The 19,383-nt window shown below is 61.5% G+C and carries 16 protein-coding genes; 7 read left to right on the top strand and 9 right to left on the bottom strand.

Annotation, left to right across the window (positions count from 1 at the left end):
- Positions 1-78: 78 nt before the first annotated feature.
- The 9 genes from pcaB to AC6R19_RS01400 all read right to left on the bottom strand — a co-directional run bounded on the left by pcaB (position 79) and on the right by AC6R19_RS01400 (position 8,731).
- Positions 79-1,404 carry a 3-carboxy-cis,cis-muconate cycloisomerase gene (pcaB, locus tag AC6R19_RS01440; RefSeq protein WP_500577696.1) on the bottom strand — a complete coding sequence of 442 codons (1,326 nt, stop codon included), beginning with the start codon at positions 1,402-1,404 and terminating at the stop codon, positions 79-81.
- Positions 1,405-1,407: 3 nt separating this feature from the next.
- The gene (gene pcaF, locus AC6R19_RS01435) at positions 1,408-2,625 is read right to left on the bottom strand and encodes a 3-oxoadipyl-CoA thiolase (protein WP_500577695.1); all 1,218 of its coding nucleotides are present in this window, start codon (positions 2,623-2,625) and stop codon (positions 1,408-1,410) included.
- Positions 2,626-2,863: 238 nt separating this feature from the next.
- On the bottom strand, positions 2,864-4,231 hold the full coding sequence (locus AC6R19_RS01430; RefSeq protein ID WP_500577694.1) for a 3-oxoacid CoA-transferase: 1,368 nt from the start codon (positions 4,229-4,231) through the stop codon (positions 2,864-2,866).
- 50 nt (positions 4,232-4,281) lie between these two features.
- Positions 4,282-4,830, bottom strand: coding sequence for a protocatechuate 3,4-dioxygenase subunit alpha (pcaG, locus tag AC6R19_RS01425; RefSeq protein WP_500577693.1), 549 nt, complete (start codon positions 4,828-4,830; stop codon positions 4,282-4,284).
- A complete protein-coding gene (pcaH, locus tag AC6R19_RS01420; protein WP_500577692.1) occupies positions 4,827-5,573 on the bottom strand; it encodes a protocatechuate 3,4-dioxygenase subunit beta in 747 nt (248 codons plus the stop codon). Before pcaH ends, pcaG begins: the two co-directional genes overlap by 4 nt.
- A 33-nt stretch (positions 5,574-5,606) precedes the next feature.
- Positions 5,607-6,011: a 4-carboxymuconolactone decarboxylase gene (gene pcaC, locus AC6R19_RS01415; protein WP_500577691.1), complete on the bottom strand. Its 405-nt coding sequence runs from the start codon at positions 6,009-6,011 to the stop codon at positions 5,607-5,609.
- Positions 6,004-6,813 (bottom strand): 3-oxoadipate enol-lactonase, encoded by an 810-nt coding sequence (gene pcaD, locus AC6R19_RS01410; protein WP_500577690.1) that lies wholly within the window; start codon positions 6,811-6,813, stop codon positions 6,004-6,006. Before pcaD ends, pcaC begins: the two co-directional genes overlap by 8 nt.
- Before the next feature lie 108 nt (positions 6,814-6,921).
- On the bottom strand, positions 6,922-7,839 hold the full coding sequence (gene pcaQ, locus AC6R19_RS01405) for a pca operon transcription factor PcaQ (protein ID WP_500577689.1): 918 nt from the start codon (positions 7,837-7,839) through the stop codon (positions 6,922-6,924).
- The gene (locus AC6R19_RS01400; protein WP_500577688.1) at positions 7,832-8,731 is read right to left on the bottom strand and encodes a helix-turn-helix domain-containing protein; all 900 of its coding nucleotides are present in this window, start codon (positions 8,729-8,731) and stop codon (positions 7,832-7,834) included. Before AC6R19_RS01400 ends, pcaQ begins: the two co-directional genes overlap by 8 nt.
- Positions 8,732-8,898: 167 nt before the next feature.
- Here AC6R19_RS01400 and pobA point away from each other — a divergent pair, with 167 nt between their 5' ends.
- The 7 genes from pobA (at position 8,899) to AC6R19_RS01365 (ending at position 19,058) form a co-directional block, all read left to right on the top strand.
- Entirely contained in the window at positions 8,899-10,068 is a 1,170-nt protein-coding gene (gene pobA, locus AC6R19_RS01395; RefSeq protein WP_500577687.1) for a 4-hydroxybenzoate 3-monooxygenase, read from the top strand.
- A gap of 208 nt (positions 10,069-10,276) precedes the next feature.
- The gene (locus AC6R19_RS01390; protein WP_500577686.1) at positions 10,277-11,674 is read left to right on the top strand and encodes an aldehyde dehydrogenase; all 1,398 of its coding nucleotides are present in this window, start codon (positions 10,277-10,279) and stop codon (positions 11,672-11,674) included.
- 61 nt (positions 11,675-11,735) lie between these two features.
- Positions 11,736-12,569, top strand: a complete 834-nt coding sequence (locus AC6R19_RS01385) for a p-hydroxycinnamoyl CoA hydratase/lyase (RefSeq protein ID WP_500577685.1) — start codon at positions 11,736-11,738, stop codon at positions 12,567-12,569.
- 199 nt (positions 12,570-12,768) lie between these two features.
- Positions 12,769-14,271 carry an AMP-binding protein gene (locus AC6R19_RS01380; RefSeq protein WP_500577715.1) on the top strand — a complete coding sequence of 501 codons (1,503 nt, stop codon included), beginning with the start codon at positions 12,769-12,771 and terminating at the stop codon, positions 14,269-14,271.
- A 75-nt stretch (positions 14,272-14,346) separates the two neighbouring features.
- Positions 14,347-14,823 (top strand): MarR family winged helix-turn-helix transcriptional regulator, encoded by a 477-nt coding sequence (locus AC6R19_RS01375; RefSeq protein WP_500577684.1) that lies wholly within the window; start codon positions 14,347-14,349, stop codon positions 14,821-14,823.
- Between the two features lie 384 nt (positions 14,824-15,207).
- A complete protein-coding gene (locus AC6R19_RS01370; protein WP_500577683.1) occupies positions 15,208-16,494 on the top strand; it encodes an MFS transporter in 1,287 nt (428 codons plus the stop codon).
- Positions 16,495-16,736: 242 nt separating this feature from the next.
- Positions 16,737-19,058 (top strand): TonB-dependent receptor, encoded by a 2,322-nt coding sequence (locus AC6R19_RS01365; RefSeq protein ID WP_500577682.1) that lies wholly within the window; start codon positions 16,737-16,739, stop codon positions 19,056-19,058.
- Positions 19,059-19,383 lie beyond the last annotated feature (325 nt).

The raw sequence follows: 19,383 nt of genomic DNA, 5'->3' as shown, positions 1-19,383 counted from the left end.
TTTTATTCACTTTTGTATCTGTGCCCGGCGCCTGAGTGGAATGAACCCGCGGGTAGCGGACGTCTGAAACTGCCGATATCAGGCCGTCGTTCTCCATTGATCGAGGATGGCGCGAATAAAATGCCGCGCCGCGCCGAGATAGCGCTCCGGCTGTGCCAGACAATCCCAATCCAGAGGGAGATCGGTGATGGATCGCAATTGTTCCGCCAGGGGCAGGCCGTTTTGCCCGGCGAGTTCGCAGGCCCGCGCAACCAGTTTCTGCGCGCTGCCGCGGTCGGTGTGTTCAGCGAGTGCGAAGACCAGCGCTTCCGCCATGATGTCGCCCTGGCAGGTATCCAGGTTTGCCTGGATACGGGCTCTGTCGAACGCCAGCGCGGCGACCGTCTCGGTTGCCCGAGTCAGTGCGCCGGAAGTGGCGCAGACCAGCTGCGGTAGGTTCAGCCACTCGAGTGTCCAGGCGGCGCCGTCGCGCTCGTTGGCCTGGATCATGGCGCTGTGCAGGTTGACCATCAGCCCCGCACTGTGGCGCGCCAGGGCAACCAGGTGCTCCGGGCCCACGGGGTTGGCTTTCTGCGGCATGGTGGAGGAGCCGCCGCTGCCGCGGAGCTTTATTTCCCCGACATCGGACTGGGTGAGCAGTATCAGGTCCTGCCCCATCTTGCCCAGCGCGCCGCAGGTCATCGCCAGCCAGTTGCCCAGTTCCACCAGGCTGTCGCGCTGGGTGTGCCAGGGTGCCGGCGGCAGGGCCAGGCCGAGTTCGACGGCGAGCGCCGCAGAGACGGCGGGGCCCCTGTCCCCGAGGGCGGCCAGGGTGCCGGCGGCGCCGCCGAACTGCAGCACCAGCAGTCGCGGCCTGAGCTGTTGCAGTCGCTGCCGCTGGCGGGCGAGGGGGGCCAGCCAGTTGGCCACCTTGAGCCCACCGAGGGTGGGCAGCGCCCACTGGGCGCGTGTCCGCGCCACCATGACCGTATCCATTTCCCGCTCGGCCAGATAGGTCAGGGCGTCGCCCAGTGTCACGAGAAGACGCTCGAGCTTGTCGCAGGCCTGGCCCAGGCGCAGCACCAGGGCGGTATCGACAATATCCTGGCTGGTGGCGCCCCAGTGCAGGTAGGGCGCCGCGTGTTCGGGCAGGGCCGCGCGCAACTGCCGCACCAGCGCGGGCACCACTACACCGTCTCTGCGGCAGGCCGCCGCCAGCTCGGCCGGCGCCGGCGCCAGTTCGCCCAGGGCCTGGTCTATTGCCAGAGCGGCATCGGCGGGAATAATCCCGAGCCTGCCCTGGACTCTTGCCAGTGCGCGCTCGACGCGAACCATCGCCCGCAGCTCGGCGCCATCACTGAACAGGTCGGCGACTTCGGGATCGGCAAAGGCGGAGGCGTAGATTTCCGAATCGAAACCGAGCATGGCTCAGGCCCTCTCCAGCGCTATGGCGATGCCCTGGCCGACGCCGATACACATGGTGGCGAGGGCGTATCTGGCGTTGCGCTGGCCCAGTTCCAGCGCCGCGGTGCCGGTGATGCGCGCGCCCGAGGCGCCGAGGGGATGGCCCAGGGCGATGGCGCCGCCATTGGGATTCACGTGTGCGGCATCGTCCTCGAGACCCAACTGGCGCAGACAGGCGAGAGCCTGGCTGGCGAAGGCTTCATTGAGCTCGATGATATCGAAATCCGCCACGCGCATATCCAGCCGCCGGCACAGTTTTCTCGTGGCGTTGGCCGGCCCCATGCCCATGATGCGCGGTTCGACGCCGGCGCTGGCGCCGCCGAGTATCCGCGCTATGGGCGTCAGCCCGTAGCGGCGCACGGCATCGTCAGAGGCGACGATCAGGGCGGCGGCTCCGTCGTTGACGCCGGACGCATTGCCGGCGGTCACTGTGCCATTTTTCCGGCCATTTCCCAGAAAGGGAGTGGGCAGTTTCGCCAGGGCTTCCAATGTGGTGGCGGGGCGCGGGTGTTCATCTTGCGTCACCAGCAGCGGTTCGCCCTTCCTGCGCGCTACCGAGACTGGGGTGATTTCCCGCGCGAGGCGACCGCTCTCGATGGCGCCGGCGGCGCGCCGCTGGGAGCGCAGGGCGAAGGCGTCCTGGTCGGCCCGGGATATGGAAAACTGCTCGGCGACATTCTCGCCGGTTTCCGGCATGGCATCGACGCCGTACTGCTTTACCATCAATGGATTCACGAAACGCCAGCCGATGGTGGTGTCGTGTATCTCGGCCCGGCGCGAATAGGCGGTGTCCGCCTTGGGCATCACCAGCGGCGCGCGGGACATGCTCTCGACACCGCCGGCCAGGATCAGCTCCGCCTCGCCGGAGCGGATGGCGCGCGCGGCGCTGATCAGCGCATCCATACCGGAACCGCACAGGCGGTTGATGGTGGTACCGGGCACGGCGGTGGGATAGCCGGCGAGCAGCAGCGACATCCTGGCCACATTGCGGTTGTCCTCCCCGGCCTGGTTGGCGCAGCCGAAGATAACGTCGTCGATGGCCTCCAGGTCCAGTCGGGGATTGCGCTCGGCCAAGGCGCGCAGCGATACCGCGCCCAGGTCGTCGGCGCGAACCTGGGCCAGTGCACCGGCAAAGCGGCCGATCGGGGTGCGGATATAGTCGCAGATCCAGGCGGTTTTCATCGTTGTGACCTTTATTTTTCGTGTTTGGCAACATCTTGCCCCTTTAACACTAAGAGGGATTCGGGGCGGCCCTGCTACCGGTGGCCTTTTGCGGGACACGCCGTGGATACATCCCTGTAGGCTTGTCTGCGAGGTCCCTCTCGCAGACAGTCCCGCAAAAGGCCCCCGGTATCAGGGCCCTTCGCATTGAACTTTCGTTTTCTTTTCGGTCCAGCCGGTTGAACGGTTGTGATTTTGTTCAGCCTTCCACTGCGGCGGTTTCTTCGAGCGCAACCGTAAATTTGGCCGCGGTTTTTTCCTCGACCTGATCCAAAGTGGCGCCGGGCATCAGCTTGACCAGCTGCATGCCGGATTCCCCGAAGCGGAAAACCGCCAGCTCGGTAATCAGTACATCCACGACCCCGGCGGCCGTCAGCGGCAGGTCGCAGCGGGGCACCACTTTGGAGCTGCCGTCCCTGTTGCAGTGGGTCATGGTGATGATCAGCCGGTCCGCGCCGGAGGCGAGATCCATGGCGCCGCCGACGCCGAGCAGCGGTTTGCCGGGCACGGCCCAGTTGGCCAGGTTGCCGCACTCGTCCACCTGCAGGCCGCCCATGATCGCCACGTCCACGTGGCCGCCGCGGATCATGGCGAAGGAGGTGGCGCTGTCGAAATAGCTGGCGCCGGGCAGGGCGGTCACCGGGATCTTGCCGGCGTTCACCGGGTAGTCCATGGCGCCGCCGGATTCGGGTTCCGGGCCGACACCCAGCATGCCGTTTTCGGTGTGCATGATGATGCCGCTGGAGGCATCGAGCAGGTCTGCGACCAGGGTGGGAATGCCGATGCCCAGGTTGACGATATCGCCGCGGCGCAGTTCGGCCAGTGCCGCCCGCGCCATATTCAGGCGCTGCGCGTCGACTTTTTTCAGGCTCGCGGATACCGAGGCCGAGGAACCCAGGTTTTCCTCGCAGAGGCTGGCCTGCACCAGGTAGTCGACGAAGCAGCCGGGAGTGTGCACCTGGTTGGGATCCAGCGCCCCGACGGGGACGATTTCCTCGACTTCGGCGATCACCAGGTCGGCGGCCGTGGCCGCGGCCTGGTTGAAGTTGTTTTCCGTCATCCGGTACTGGAGGTTGCCGGCGGTGTCGGCGCGCCAGGCGCGCACCAGTGCGACATTGCCGCGTAGCGCCGGGACATAGACCATCTCGGTGCCGTCGATGATCCGGGTCTCGCGTCCCTCTGCCAGCGGTGTGCCGGCACTTGTAGGAGTGAAGAAACCGCCGATGCCGGCGCCGCCGGCGCGGATGGCCTCGGCCAGGGTGCCCTGGGGCAGCAGTTCCACTTCAATGGCGCCGCTCTGGGCGGCGGCGACCGCTTCGCGGTTGCTGGTGAAGTAGGAGCCAACTGCCTTTTTGAGCTGGCCGTTGCGCAGCAGGCGACCGCCGCCGAGACCTGTCTCGCCGACATTGTTGCCGATACAGGTGAGGTCGCTAGTGTCGGTTTCGGCGATGGCGTGCAGCAGGTGCACCGGGGTGCCGGTCATGCCGAAGCCGCCGACGATCAGCACATCGCCGCTGTTGATCTTCCGCGCGGCTTCTTGCGCTGAAATCTGAGGAGCAATTTTCATAGAGACTCTTCCCAAAAAAGCGGTCATGAAGTCACGGATTCAGGACGGTGTTATACGTCGAAGAAAACCGTTTCCCGCTCGCCCTGCATATGGATATCGAAGCGGTAGGCGGGGCCGTCTGGCGTGTCGCAGCGCTCGGCAATCAGGGTGCCGCGGCGTTCGCCCGGCACGCTGTTCAGGACCGGGTCGCGTTCGTTGGCCACGGCCTCGTCGGAAAAATAGACGCGGGTATAGTTGTGCAGCAGCAGGCCGCGCATAAATACCAGTACGCAGATATGCGGCGCCTGCGCTTCGTCTATCGAAGCGGGCTTGAAGGTTTCGAAACGGAAACGGCACTGCGGGTCTGTGCCGGTGCCGACACGCGCAAAACCGCCGCCCTGATATTGCCCCCGGGCGTCGGCCTGCCAGATTTCGATCATGGCATCGTTGACCGCTTCCCCCTTGCCGTCAAAAACGCGGCCGCTCAGTGCGATGCGCTCGCCGTCGCCGTCGATGCGGTTAGCGAAAATGCTGCGAAAATCGTAGCCGTACTGCTGCGGTGTCAGGCCGTAGGCGAAGTAGGGGCCCACCGTCTGCGACGGGGTCTGTTTGAGGCTCATTTTCTACCCTCCCAGTTTTTTCCTTCCCCTTTTTTTTCATCCATGGGGGTGGCGGCTGCGCCGCGCAGGACTATGTCGAATCGGTAGCCGAGGGCGAATTCCGCTTCGGTGGCCTCGATATCGAAACGCGCGACCAGGCGCTCGCGTGCAGCGGCGGGCACGCCCTGGTAGATGGGGTCCAGTTCCAGCAGCGGGTCGCCGGGAAAATACATCTGGGTGACCAGCCGGGTCGCGATCGACGGGCCGAACAGGGAGAAGTGAATATGGTTGGGTCGCCAGGCATTGTGGTGGTTGCCCCAGGGATAGGCCCCGGGTTTGATCGTGTAAAAGCGGTAGCGCCCCTCGGCATCGGTGACGGCCCGGCCGGCACCGAGAAAGTTGGGGTCAATGGGGGCATCGTGCTGGTCCACCTTGTGGATATAGCGCCCCGCCGCGTTCGCCTGCCAGATCTCGATCAGGGTGTGGGGGATGGGGCTGCTGTTTTCGTCCAGCACCCGCCCGTGTACCACCATGCGCTCGCCGAGCGGCTCGCCGTTCTTGCGGCCGTTCCTGGTCAGGTCGCTGTCGAGTTCCCCGAGCATATCCCGGTTGAATGCCGGGCCTGTCAGCTCCGATGCCAGTGGCGCAATGGGAAGCGGCTCGCGGGTGGGGCCGCGCAGCAGGCTCGATTTGTAGTCCGGGTGAATCTGCGCCGGGTGCTGTTCCCGGTCGCGGGGGTTGTAGGCCATTTTTGCAACTCTCATTTATTTCTGCGGATTTTTCCACGCGCTTTCTGCTCAGGCAGTTTCCGTTGTTTCCGCGCGCCTGATTTCCTGTCCGAGCACTTCCTTGGCAATCTTGAAGGCGGTGTTGGCGTGGGGAACGCCGGAATAGACGCCCACCTGCAACAGCACCTCCCGGATGTCGTCCAGTGAGGTGCCGGTATTGTCGATGGCGGCGCGCAGGTGCATCGCCAGTTCTTCCTCGTGGCCGAGGCTGGCCAGCATGGCGATGGTGATCATGCTGCGCTCGCGCCGGGTCAGGCCCTGCCGGGACCACACGGAACCCCAGGCCGCCTCGGCGATATAGCGCTGGAAATCCCGGTCCAGGCTGGTGGCCCTGGCGTTCGCTCTGTTGACATGGGCATCGCCGAGTACGGCGCGGCGAACTTTCATTCCCGCTCGATAGCGTGTTTCAGACAAGGTGGTTTCCTTCAAGACGGTTTCCTTCGAAAAATGATTGCAGTTGTTCGACAAAGCGCTGCGGTTGTTCCACAAAGGGAATATGACCGGCGCCCTCGATGATTCTGAATGTGGCGCCGGGCACCAGCGCCGCCAGGGATTGCACCAGGGACGGCGGCGTAGCGCCGTCCTCGCCGCCGCAGAGACAGAGCGTCGGTACGGCGATATCCCTCGCCGATCCCGTGAGGTCCGCATCGCGGATGGCCGCGCAGGTGCCGAGATAGCCCGCCACCGGTGTGCGGCAGAGCATGTTTCGCCAGGCGGTCAGTGCCGACTGTTGTTGCTGTCGGTAGGCGCAGGTAAACCAGCGCTCCAGAATCGGGTCGGCGACGCTCTCCAGTCCGCCGGCGGCAATGGCATTCATACGCTCTTGCCACATCTCCACTGTGCCGATTTTGTGTGCCGTATCCGCCAGCACCAGGGCCCTGACCCTGTCGGGGTGCCGCTGTGCAAATTTCATCGCGATCATGCCGCCGACGGAAAGGCCGCAAAGAACTGCCGCGTCCACCTGCAGAGCATCCATCAGCGCGGCCAGATCGCCGGCGTGGTCGCCGATGCTGTAGGGCGCTTCCGGTGCAGCGGACAGACCGTGCCCGCGTTTGTCGTAGCGGATGCAACGGAACTGCTCTGCCAGCTGCTTTACGATCGCGTCCCAGCTGCGCAAGTCGGTGCCGAGGGAATTGATAAACGCCAGCGCCAGCGCCTCTCTCGGCCCCTCGTCGCGATAGTGGATAGCTACGCCGCCGGCGTCGACAACCTGCATGGAAATACTCCCGTCCACCGCTGTTTCAAATTAATGACAAGCTAAGCAACGGCATTTTTTATGTAAAATGAATTTTTCGGGCCTATCCATAAGTTCTCGTTATGCCTGTCAGATTTTTTCCATTGCCACATGGCGCACCGAACTCATAAACAGCTGCACCGCAGCGGGCAGGTCTGCACCGGCGCGGGTCGTCAGCCCGACGGCACCGCTGGTGTCCGCCATATCCGCGGGGAGTTCCGCCAGGTTGCCCTCGTCGATATCCACTTCGACCACACCCCGTGAAATCACCCAGATAGCGTCACTCCTCCGTACATAGGCGCGACCAAACGAGGAGGAGACGGTTTCGATGCGATCGGGGATTTCCGCAATGCCGCTGGCGATCAGCCACTGATCGAAACTGCTGCGGGTGATGGAGTCCGCCGTCGGTACCAGCAGCGGGTAGGCGATGATTTTTTCCGCGTCGAAGCGGGGCTGTTTCAGGAGGGGATGGCCGGGGCGCACGACCCAGGTCATTTTCTCCGAGTAGACCTGGGTAAAACTCAAACCGGCCATTTTGCGCGGCTCCGCCAGGCGGCCGATCACCAGATCCAGGTCGCCGACGCGCAACTGCTCCAGCAGGTGTGTGTTGGGTCCGGAAATCAGGCGCAGGTTGGCGCGCGCGCCCGACGCGCGGAAGTGCTCAACAGCCTGCGGCATGATACTGGCGGCCACCGTCGGCAGCGCGCCTATGGCGAGACTCTCGGCGGTAAAGGTCCGGGCCTGGACGATACTGTCGACCCCCTGCCGGAGTGCGGCCAGGCTCTGCTTGGCGTAGCTGCGGAACACTTCCCCAAAACTGGTCAGCGCCACGCCATTCTTGCCGCGGGTCATCAGTCGGGTGCCGAGAATATCCTCCAGTTCCCGAATCGACTTGGAAACCGCCGGTTGCGTCAGTGCCAGCTTTTCCGCCGCCCTGGCGATACCTTTCTGCCGATCGGCCTCGAGAAAGCACTGCAGGTGGCGAAGCTTGATGCGGTGATCAATCATTTTCTCTCTGCTCCGTTTGCAGTTGTTGTCCGCGGAACGCCCGCGGCGAGAGGCCTGTGAGTCGCTTGAAAAAGCGGGTGAAATAGGCCGGTTCGGAAAATCCGAGGCTGTCGGATACCTGGTTGATGGTCATGGCCGTGTAGATAAGCACGCGCTTGGCTTCCAGCAGCAGACGTTCGTGAATAATCTGCAGGGCCGAGCGATCGGCCAGGCGCCGGCACAGGGCATTGAGATGTGCCGGCGTAATGCCGATCCGCTCCGCATAAAAGTCGATGGGGCGGTGCGCCCGGTATTCCCTTTCGACCAGGCGTGAAAAGCGCAGCAGGTGCTGGCCGCCGCGGTCCGCCGGTAGCCCGCCGATCGCCGCGGAGCCGGTATTCAAGCGGGCGAGCCATGTCAACAAAGTGCCGACCAGGGATTCCAACACCAGTTCGCGCCCCGGGGCGGGGCGCGCGTACTCTGCGGCAATTTCCCCGACCAGTGTCTCGAATTTTTGACACAGGCTGTCGAGCGGGAAGAGCGCGGCCTCGCGCAGCAACGGCTGCAGCAGAGGCTGGCGCGCCGCCAGCTGCCTGGCGAGGGGAGTTGCCAGGGTAATGACTTCGCCGCTGACATCTTTCGAAAACTGAAAGCCGTGAATACACATGGCCGGAACCAGCACCAGGGTGGCCGACTGCAGGGGGTGGACACTGCCGTCCAGTTCAGCGTCGGCCCGTCCCGCGCGCAAGAAAAGCAGCTGCAGCAGATCGCTGTGCCGGTGGGGTTTTATTTTCCAGCCGTGCAATTGGCTGCGGCTGGAAATGGATTCGCAGTGAATCAGGTCCGGCGTGGGCCAGCTGTGAATTTCCCCGTACAGGTGAAATACCGGTGCGTTTGTCTGGGTTTGGACCATTAGCGAAATCCCCCGGCCGAAAAAGTGCCTGTTTCTTTTCGGATCATCGAAAAGTCCAGTTTTTCCAATCTAACGTGCCTTAAGTTCGCGGGCTGGCTGCGGAAAATAGCTTGTCTCAGCGGCGGAAAGGGTATTGTCGCGCGAAGAAAATAAAAGTGGAGGCAGTCATGAAAACCCAGGTTGCAATTATCGGTTCCGGTCCCGCGGGCCTGATGTTCGGTCATCTGTTGCGCCGGGCGGGCATTGACTGCATGATTCTGGAGCGGCAGTCCCGCGCCCATGTCGAGGGCCGTATTCGCGCCGGCGTGCTGGAGCGCACCACCACGGATATCCTCGACCGTCTCGACATCAGTGGCCGCATGCACGCCGAAGGCCTGCCTCACGACGGTTTCTGTCTGGCGGACGGCGAGCGCCTGATTCATATCGATATCGCGGAACTGACCGGAAAACAGGTGATGGTTTACGGGCAGACGGAAATGACCCGGGACCTGATTGCCGCGGCGACGGAGCGCGGGCTGGAAATTCTCTGGTCCGTGGAGAACGTCGAACTGCATGGCGTCGACTCCGATAAGCCCTATATCACTTTCGCCAAAGGGGGAGAGAGCGAGCGCCTGGACGCGCGCTTTATTGTGGGCTGCGACGGATTTCACGGGCCGTCCCGCAGGACCATACCTGCGGGTGTCGGGCGAGAGTTCGAGCGCGTTTATCCTTTTGGCTGGCTGGGTATCCTCGCCGATGTACCCCCCTGCCACGACGAGCTGATCTACGCCAATCATGCGCGCGGTTTTGCCCTGGCTTCTATGCGCTCCAATACCCGCAGCCGCTATTACATTCAGGTGTCCCTCGATGAGAGACTCGAAGATTGGCCTGACGAGCGCCTGTGGGATGAGCTGGCGCTGCGCCTGGGTCCCCAAACGGCCGCCAATATCACTCGCGGGCCGGCGCTGGAAAAGTCCATCGCGCCGCTGCGTTCCTATGTGTACGAGCCCATGCGCTACGGCAGCCTCTTTCTGGCCGGGGACGCGGCGCATATAGTGCCGCCCACCGGTGCCAAGGGGTTGAACCTGGCCGCGTCGGATATCGCCTATCTGTCCGAAGGGATGATCGATTTTTTCAATCGCGGCGACGACCGGGGAATCGACCAGTACTCCGAGCGGGCCCTCGCCCGGGTGTGGAAATCGGAGCGCTTTTCCTGGTCGCTGACGCGACTGATGCACCGATTCCCGGAAGACACCCCCTTCGACCGGCGCATGCAGGTCGCGGAGCTGGACTACATCGCCTCGTCCCGCGCCGCACGGCTCGCCATCGCCGAGAACTATGTGGGGCTGCCGCTCTAGCGAGGCCGGGTGGCGGGGTCGACGCCGGTGTTGATTTCTGGTCGTTTGCGCAAATAGTATGTGTAACATACTATTAAAGATACATACTTAATCCGGCGGTGCAAATAGTGCCCCGCGATATAGAACCGGAAAGGCAATTGCAGTCAGAGCGCCAGTCGCTATCGAGTACGGATTGGCAACCAATAAAAGCGATAAGGGGAGAGTCACTATGAAATTCGAGCGAATCAATCCACTGACCGGCGCCGTCGCCAGCAGCGCGCCGGCGATGCAGGCGGACGAGGCCGTGGCGGTGGCCGAGCGCGCCCAGGCGGCCTTTCCCGCCTGGGCGGCATTGGGGCCCAACGCCCGGCGCAGTGTCCTGATGCAGGCGGCCGCGCAGCTGGAGGCGCGACGCGAGGCCTTTGTCGAGGCCATGATGAACGAGATAGGGGCCACCGAGGGTTGGGCGCTGTTCAACCTGCAGCTGGCCGCCAGCATGGTGCGCGAGGCGGCGGCGCTGACCACCCAGGTGGGCGGGGAGGTGATTCCGTCGGACAAGCCGGGCTGCCTGTCCATGGCGGTGCGCCAGCCGGTCGGCGTGGTGCTGGGCATTGCCCCCTGGAATGCGCCGATCATTCTGGCGGTGCGCGCCATTGCCGTGGCCCTGGCCTGCGGCAACAGCGTGATCCTCAAGGCGTCGGAAATCTGTCCGCGCACCCAGGGGCTGATTGTCGAGGCCTTCGCCGAGGCGGATTTCCCTGAGGGCGTGGTCAATGTGGTGACCAATGCGCCGGAGGATGCCGCCGATGTGGTCGGTGCCCTGATCGATCACCCGGCGGTGAAGCGCATCAACTTTACCGGCTCCACCGAGGTCGGGCGTATTATCGCCAGGCGCGCGGCCGAGCAGTTGAAGCCCTGCCTGCTGGAATTGGGCGGCAAGGCGCCGCTATTGGTATTGGAAGACGCCGACCTGGACCAGGCGGTGGCGGCGGCGGCCTTCGGGTCCTTCCTCAACCAGGGGCAGATCTGCATGTCCACCGAGCGCCTGATCGTGGTGGAGTCGGTGGCGGACGAGTTTATGTCCAGATTTGCCGCCAAGGTTAAAACCATGGCGGCGGGGGATCCGCGCGAGGGGCAGACACCCCTGGGCGCCGTGGTGGACAGGAAAACGGTCGACCATGTGAACGGCCTGATCGACGACGCCCTGGCCAAGGGCGCCGCCCTGGCCGCCGGTGGCAAAGCCGACAGCGTGATCATGCCGGCCACTGTGATCGATGGCGTGGCGGTGGATATGCGCATCTACTGGGACGAGAGTTTCGGCCCGGTGGTGGCGGTGATCCGCGCGGAGGATGAAGCGGATGCGATCCGTATCGCCAACGACAGCGACTTCGGCCTGTCCTCCTCGGTCTTCACTCGCGATACCGCCCGCGGACTGCGGGTGGCCCGGCAGATCCGCGCGGGCATGTGCCATATCAATGGGCCCACGGTACACGACGAGGCGCAGATGCCCTTCGGCGGTATGGGCGCTTCCGGCTACGGACGCTTCGGCGGCAAGGCGGGCATCGACCAGTTCACCGAACTGCGCTGGATTACCGCCGAGACGGAACCGGGGCGCTATCCGATCTGAGTCCGCGCGAGCAGATGAGTTTTCGAAATTCTTTAACCGTATTCAGGTAGTTGGAGTAGACATGACAACAGCAAGAGCAGAGCAGGATACGGTCGCCTGGACCGTCGAAGAGGGTATCGCCTGGGTGAACCTGAACCGCCCGGAAAAGCGCAACTGCATGAGCCCGGCGCTGAACCGGCAGATGATGCGGGTGTTGGACGAACTCGAGTTCCGCGACGATGTCGGGGTGCTGGTCCTCGGCGGCGAGGGCACCGCCTGGTCCGCGGGTATGGATCTGAAGGAATATTTCCGCGAGACCGAGGCCCGCGGCCTGGGCGCGGTGCGCCAAGCGCAGCGCGAGTCCTACGGCTGGTGGCGGCGCCTGCGCTGGTACCAGAAGCCGACCATCGCCATGGTCAACGGCTGGTGTTTTGGCGGCGCCTACGGCCCGCTGTTCGGCTGCGATCTCGCCTTTGCCGCCGAGGAGGCCCAGTTTGGTCTCAGCGAAATCAACTGGGGCATACTGCCGGGCGGCGGCGCCAGCAAGATAGCGGTGGAACTGCTGAGCTTCCGCAATGCGATGTACCACGCCATGATGGGAGAGAATATCGACGGTCGCAAGGCCGCCGAGTGGGGCCTGGTCAACGAGGCGCTGCCGCTGGCAGAGCTGAAAAAGCGCGTTACCGAAGTCGCCTGCGTACTGATGGAGAAAAACCCCATCGCCCTGAAGGCCACCAAGGACGCCGTGCGCCGCGTGCGCGAGATGACCTTCGACAACGCCGAGGACTATCTCGTGCGCGCCCAGGAGGCGGCCAACAGTTTCGACAACGACGGCCGCAAAGAGGGTATCCGTCAGTTTATCGACGAGAAGCGCTACAAGCCGGGCCTGGGCGCCTACGATAGGTCCAAGGCCTGATGCTTTCGGGGGCCGGGGACGCCCCGCGAGCACTGAATTGAAGTGGTGCGCACAGGTAACTACTCACCCCGACAGTCCCCTCTCCCCCTTGGGGGAGAGGGTTAGGGAGAGGGGGGATCGAGGCCCCCTCCCCCTGCAAGCGGGGGAGGGAAGAGTAGTTACGCACACAGAATAAAGATAAACGGAGACTTGTGTGGCGATGAAACCATTGGATGCCGTTCGGACCCATGCCCGCGCCTGTCCCGATGCGCCGGCCTGCGTGGATCTGGACAGCGGCCGGCGCTGGAGTTACGGCGAGCTGGATCTGGCGATCGACAGGGCGGCGACCTGGTTGGTGGCGTGTCTCGGTGCGGCCAGCGGTGCCCGTGTGGTCACGCTGGCGCGCAACCGGGCGGAAATGCTGCTGCTGAACCTGGCCTGTGTCCGCGCCGGCGCGGTCTTCGTGCCTTTCAATTGGCGTCTCTCCGGTACGGAGGTGGCGGCGCTGCTGGCGGATGCCGAGCCGTCCATCGTGTTTCGAGATAATGAGTTCGACCTGCCGGATTTCGGCGGCGAAGTATATGAATTGTGCGATCTGGTGGAGCTGACGCAGAAGTGTCCCCCACTGGCCGGGGAGAGTGCGCGGCGGACCTTCGACGACGTCTCCACCCTGCTGTACACCTCTGGCACCAGCGGCGCGCCTAAGGGCGTCATGCTCAGCGAGGCGAATGTCTTCTGGAGCAACCTGAATTTCAACCTCGGCAACGGCGTCTGTGCTCAGAGTGTTTTCCTGTGTGACATGCCCCTGTTCCACACCGCCGGACTGGTCACCAATGCGCGCGCGCCGCTGCTGGCGGGCGCCTGTGTACTCATTTCCGGCAGCTTCGACGCCGGCACTACATTGCAGCGGCTTGCCGATCCCGAACTGGCAGTCAGTCACTATTTTTCCGTACCGCAGATGGCGCAGATGCTGTGGCACCACCCGGACTTCGCCCCGCAGAAACTGCAAGGGCTGCAGGTCTACGCCACCGGCGGTGCACCGAATCCCGCCGCGCAGATAGCGCGTTTCGTCAATGCGGGTATTCCCATGTCCGACGGCTTCGGCATGACCGAGACCGGCTCGAATTTCGGTATGCCGGTCAGCGATCGCCAGCGGATCATCGATAAGGCAGGCTCCTGTGGCCTGCCCTATATCGGCCTTGAGGTGCGTATCGCCGGTGCCGATGGCGAGCCGGTCACCGTGGGAGAGCCGGGTGAATTGTGGCTGCGCGGGCCGGGTATTGCCAGGGGCTATTGGAAACAGGCGCAGCTGACGGAGCGGGCCTTTGCGGACGGCTGGTTCAGGACCGGTGATATAGCGCGCATCGACGACGAGGGGTTCTGCTATATCGTCGACCGCAAGAAAGATATGTATATCTCTGGCGGTGAGAATGTCTACCCCGCAGAAGTGGAGGCGGTAATTCTGCAACTGCCGGCGGTGGCGGAGGCCGCGGTGGTGGGAATGCCCGATGCCACCTGGGGTGAAAGTGGTGTGGCGTTTGTCGTGGCGGCGGGTGCGGAAGTCTGCGAGGAGGAGATCCGCACTCACTGCCGGGAAAAGCTGGCCCGCTACAAGATGCCGAGGGATTTCATTGTTGTCGACAGGATACCGCGAACAGGCTCGGGAAAGGCGTTGAAATCGCAATTGATTGAACTGGCGCGGGCCCTCGGAGTCGGCGGATAGATGCCCAGTCGGCGAGACACTCCGAATTGTGGAGGGTATAGTCTGGTGCGGAGCACACAGCAATAGGAAGTACACATGGCACAGACCGCAGCTAAACCGACATCGGGGCAGGGGCCTGTTGTGGACCCGGACGGCCCGGTGGATCGCAGCACGCTGGAGGACAAACTGGGATTCCGCATCCGCATGGTGGAGCGCAGGATTTACCGCGATTTTGTCCAGAGTGTCGATATGACACCGGTGCAGTACAGTGTTTTTACCCTGGTGGCCGAGAATGAAGGCATGTCTCAGGGTGTTATCGGCGAGGCGCTGAACATGGATCGCGCCTCCACCATGGCCATCATGGACAAGCTGGAGAAGGCGGGCCTGGTGGAGAGGAAAAAATCCCCGGTCGATCGCCGCCGCCACGCCCTGTATCTGACTACCAAGGGCAGGAGGGAGATCACCGCGATCGAAAAAAAGGTGCGGAAATCCGATGACGCCTTCAAGCGGCGCCTGAGCGACAGGCAGCTGCGGGACCTGATCCGGTACCTGGATATCCTGGGGGCCGGCTGACCCCAGTCCGACCGGCGGAAAGCTTCGCGAAGGGCGTGAATAGGAGGAAAGGGCGGCGTTGATACTTCTGCTGAGTATGTATTTGATACATACAAATATTGGTGGAACGACTAGACGCGGCTCACCCGCAGAATCGCTTGCGTCAGGCAATGCCTGAAGGGGGCTCTAGAAATGGGCGAATCCGCTTCCTGCGGTAGGGTGCGCCGAGCGCACCACCCCAGGCCTGGCGCAGGTTTCAGGCCTTTCGGTGCGCACGGCGCACCCTATGGTCGCAATTTTTAGAGGCGCCCTGAAAAAATCTGACAAGACGAAGCCCGTTACTAACAATAAGAGAGAAAACAAATGAATACCGCTGATCCCCGGGAGCTTATCGCCGAGTCTCCCATGAGCCGCCTGCAGATAGTCGCGATTGCCCTGTGCATCCTCCTCAATGCCCTGGATGGATTTGACGTACTGGCTATTAGCTTTGCTGCGCCCGGGATCGCACAGGATTGGGGGGTAGACCGTGCGGCCCTGGGATTGGTCTTGTCAATGGAGTTGATTGGCATGGCCGCGGGTTCGGTACTGCTCGGCAATTTGGCGGACCACATCGGCCGCAGGTACGCCATCATCGGCTGCCTGGTCCTGATGAGCATCGGCATGTACCTCGCCGCCATAGCCAGAGATGTGGTGACCCTGTCCGCAATCCGGATGCTGACCGGTATCGGTATCGGCGGCATGCTTGCCGCCACCAATGCCATGGCTGCGGAGTTCTCCAACAACCGCCGGCGACACTTGGCTGTAACCCTGATGGCGGGCGGTTACCCGCTCGGGGCCATTATCGGCGGCTCCATCGCCTCGATGCTGCTGGCGCATTTTGACTGGCGTTCGGTATTTCTGTTCGGGGCCCTGGCAACCTCGCTGTTTCTGCCGCTGGTATGGTTCTGGCTGCCGGAATCCGTGGATTACCTGGTCCAGCAAAGGCCGCCCCGGGCACTGAATAAGGTGAATGCTGTGCTGTCGCGTATGGGGCACAAGACGGTCGCTGTCCTGCCGGCGGTACCGCAATCGGAGGCGGTAAGCGGTTTCCGGGAGCTGCTGTCGCCGGCACTGCTGCGTACAACCCTGTTGCTGACCTTTGCCTACTTCGCCCACATCATGACTTTCTACTTCATACTCAAATGGATCCCGAAAATTGTCGTAGATATGGGGTTTGCGGCATCGATGGCCGGCGGCGTGCTGGTATGGGCAAATGTTGGCGGCGCGACCGGGGCCCTGGTCCTGAGCCTGCTCACACAGCGGTTTGGTGTGCGTGCGCTGGTAATGGGCGCCCTGGTGTTGGCCTTTGTGATGGTGACGGTATTTGGATTCGCTCCGGCGGACCTCAAACAGTTGTCCCTGTTTGCCGCGTTGGCAGGCTTCTTTACCAACGCCGCCATTGTCGGTCTCTACGCAGTACTGGCCCAGTCGTTCCCTGCCCGGGTCCGCGCAGGCGGTACCGGGCTGGTCATCGGCGTCGGCCGGGGCGGGGCGGCGCTGGGCCCGATTGTCGCCGGCCTGTTGTTTGCCGGCGGCCATTCACTGCCTCTGGTGGCTTTGGTGATGGCCTCGGGGGCGCTGTTGGCCGCGACTGCCCTGCTGATGTTGGGTAGGCGGGGCAAGCCGTTGCTGCGGACTGGTGCGGAGGCGTGATCAGGGCGAGACGTCGGCTCGCCAGCTGCATCGTGGTTGGCGTTGTCCGCAGCGTTTCAGGAGCTGTCTAGATCAGAATGACTTGCCGTAAAATAGTTGCGACATATTAGTAAGTTACTAATACAGATTGTGTGACATACTTTTTTTGTGTGATTAAGTGCCGATATCCAACAGTAGAACCATTGGGGGCTCAACGAGTCTAGCCGTGAGTGTCATAAACATAACCAGAGGGAATCGACATCATGAACAGAGATAATAAAAAGTTTCCGAAGAGCTCTCTTTCGCTAGCCATTGCTTTCGGTATCGGCTCAGCGTGCTCCATTGCCCAGGATGTCAGGTCCGGAACCATTGAAGAGGTGATCGTAACCGCACAAAAGCGGGCACAATCTCTGCAGGAGGTGCCGCTGTCTGTATCGGCATTCTCGGAAAACACAATAAAGGCTCTCCATCTTGAGGATGTCAATGATATTTTCCTCTATACCCCGGGTTTGGTATCTGCTCCCGATTACGCTACGGCTGAACGCATCGCCATTCGCGGACTTGGTTCAGAACAATTTGGTTATGGCTTTGAAAACCATGTCGGCGTATTTGTGGATGGGGTTTATCAGGAAGGCACTCAAGCTGGAGAGTTCTATGATATCGAACGCATTGAAGTCATCAAGGGACCCGTCGGCGCCCTGTTTGGCCGCAGCTCTATTGCCGGGGCCATCAGCGTTACTCGCAACAAGCCGATTGAAGATTTTGAAGCTGACTTGGATGCAGGGCTGGGAAGTCTTGGTCGACAAAGCTATACCGGTGTAATCAATGTGCCGCTGACAGGTAAACTCTATTTCCGAGCAGCCGGAAAATACGATGAAAATGACGGCTACTTAAATAATGTCGCCACCGGCGAGGATCTTGGGTCAACCCAGGTTGAGTCGACGAGAACGTCTTTGCGCTATGCAGGTGACAGGACTGATATCATAGTGACTGCAGTCTACGAAGAGCGATCAGATATTCCAAACATATCTCAGACCACTTCAAAAATTGAAGATGAACTTATCTACGGCTTCCCGGCGACTGACTATGTGTTGGATCCATCCGCTGATTTGAGCTTGGCGAGTGCTTATGACGGCTATGATGTGGCAGCCAGTTTGCGGCCTTTCTTCCACACTCGCTTTAATGACTGGATCGCGGACATCAACGTTGATTTCACTGATCAGCTTGAATTGAAGCTGCTTTCCAGCTACCGACACTACAGCAGCCGCTATACCGAGGATTTTGACGCAAACGCTGTTGCGGACTTAACCCTGTCGGGGCCTTTCATACAGAATGTTGATGGTGACTATTTTCAACAAGAGGTGCACTTCAGCTATGACATGGAGAATGACTGGCTGATTCTCTTTGGTGCCAGTCATTATCAATCCAAGGTGGAGGCTTATACCTACTCCGCAAGCAGTGATACCCTGATGGCCGGCAATGCCTTTGATCCCGGTTCTCCCCTGTACGGCCAGACCATTATTCAATCTGAATATTCAGAAACCAAGGGTGAATATTGGGGCTGGTCGTCATTCATAGATGCAACCGTACCGATCACTGAGGCACTCGATCTCACCGTTGGCGCCCGCTATACCTATGATGAGAAAGAATTGGGTAGCTACATTCCCGACCCCAATAGCATCCCGGGAAATCAAGGCTACGTACTGGGGTCAAACTTTATCGGGTATACCTCTGCCCCGGTTAAAGCCAAGGACGACTGGGGCGATTCCACAGTGCGTGGGGCGTTGAATTACCGGCTGACCGGTGATGTGAGTGTCTATGCTTCCTATGCCCAGGGTTACAAGTCCGGTGGGATTGATTCCTTTTCCTTTGCGATTCCGGAAAATGCAGGATTTATTGGGTTTTCAGGGCAGGATGTCACCGCATTTGGTGGAGTCCCTAAAACGGTAGATCCGGAAACGAGTGACAGCTACGAGTTGGGCATTAAGTCATTCTGGTTGGATCAGCGATTGCAGGTCAATGCATCCGCGTTCTTTTATCAGTTCAAAGATCAGCAGCAATTGATCCAGAAGGGAGCCGCACTCATCGTTGAAAATGTTGGGAGAGTCGAAGGGAGTGGTATTGAAGCTGAAATTCGCTTCCTGCCCACGGACAACTGGGATATCAGCGTGAATTTCGGTTATCTGGATGCCGAGATTAAAGAAAATGAAAGTGCGCCTGAAAATGTTGGTCGCCCGACTTCCAGGTCCCCCGCCTGGACATCCTCTCTGATTGCGACCTATAACCACCCCCTGTCAAACGCCGCTAATACATACATTACCTACAGTTATTCCTATCAAGACGAGATGCGAACGGATACGAACCCCGATGCACCCTATGCGGAATCTATCGAGCTGAGCAATCTGCGGTTGGGTTATCAGTCACCGGGTTACCAATGGGATGTCTCTTTGTATGTTAATAATCTGTTCGATGAATTTTCGTACTATGATCGTCGCCAGGCCGATGGGGTCGTATTTTTACAAGATCAGTGGAGGAATATCGGCCGACCACGCACATGGGGCATTGATGTGAGCTACACGTTTTAACTCCCATTTTTGACTGTCCGCTGAGCTGGTTCTGGAGGGCGGCGTGGAACCGGCGGTACGAGTGTGACTGCCGGTGGTAACGGGGTCAATTGTTCGGTTGTCGGCGGCCATTCGCTGCCGATAGTGGCTTGGTGACGGCCTCGCCGGCCCACTGGCGGCCTGCCCCGGCCTTGCTCTGTTGAGAGGTTGAGGGCGCAGCTGTGGGGCTTCTGGAGTAGTGGGGCGGGTGAGACATCGGTTCGCGAACTACGGTATATTGCCGTTGTCCGGCTCGGACAGCGCCATCGGGTTGCGGGGGCTGAAGATAGGTCCGCCGCTTTTTTGC

It is taken from the genome of Microbulbifer sp. SE14, from assembly GCF_059834885.1.
This window is presented reverse-complemented; position numbering and strand designations above follow the sequence as displayed.

Excerpts from the sequence above, each read along its gene's own strand:
- pcaD (WP_500577690.1), bottom strand. The coding sequence starts at position 6,813 with ATGCAGGTTGTCGACGCCGGCGGCGTAGCTATCCACTATCGCGACGAG.
- AC6R19_RS01385 (WP_500577685.1), top strand. The coding sequence starts at position 11,736 with ATGACAACAGCAAGAGCAGAGCAGGATACGGTCGCCTGGACCGTCGAA.
- AC6R19_RS01375 (WP_500577684.1), top strand. The coding sequence starts at position 14,347 with ATGGCACAGACCGCAGCTAAACCGACATCGGGGCAGGGGCCTGTTGTG.
- AC6R19_RS01370 (WP_500577683.1), top strand. The coding sequence starts at position 15,208 with ATGAGCCGCCTGCAGATAGTCGCGATTGCCCTGTGCATCCTCCTCAAT.
- pcaB (WP_500577696.1), bottom strand. The coding sequence starts at position 1,404 with ATGCTCGGTTTCGATTCGGAAATCTACGCCTCCGCCTTTGCCGATCCC.
- AC6R19_RS01430 (WP_500577694.1), bottom strand. The coding sequence starts at position 4,231 with ATGAAAATTGCTCCTCAGATTTCAGCGCAAGAAGCCGCGCGGAAGATC.
- AC6R19_RS01380 (WP_500577715.1), top strand. The coding sequence starts at position 12,769 with ATGAAACCATTGGATGCCGTTCGGACCCATGCCCGCGCCTGTCCCGAT.
- AC6R19_RS01390 (WP_500577686.1), top strand. The coding sequence starts at position 10,277 with ATGAAATTCGAGCGAATCAATCCACTGACCGGCGCCGTCGCCAGCAGC.
- pcaG (WP_500577693.1), bottom strand. The coding sequence starts at position 4,830 with ATGAGCCTCAAACAGACCCCGTCGCAGACGGTGGGCCCCTACTTCGCC.
- pcaH (WP_500577692.1), bottom strand. The coding sequence starts at position 5,573 with ATGAGAGTTGCAAAAATGGCCTACAACCCCCGCGACCGGGAACAGCAC.
- pcaQ (WP_500577689.1), bottom strand. The coding sequence starts at position 7,839 with ATGATTGATCACCGCATCAAGCTTCGCCACCTGCAGTGCTTTCTCGAG.
- pcaF (WP_500577695.1), bottom strand. The coding sequence starts at position 2,625 with ATGAAAACCGCCTGGATCTGCGACTATATCCGCACCCCGATCGGCCGC.
- AC6R19_RS01365 (WP_500577682.1), top strand. The coding sequence starts at position 16,737 with ATGAACAGAGATAATAAAAAGTTTCCGAAGAGCTCTCTTTCGCTAGCC.
- pobA (WP_500577687.1), top strand. The coding sequence starts at position 8,899 with ATGAAAACCCAGGTTGCAATTATCGGTTCCGGTCCCGCGGGCCTGATG.
- AC6R19_RS01400 (WP_500577688.1), bottom strand. The coding sequence starts at position 8,731 with ATGGTCCAAACCCAGACAAACGCACCGGTATTTCACCTGTACGGGGAA.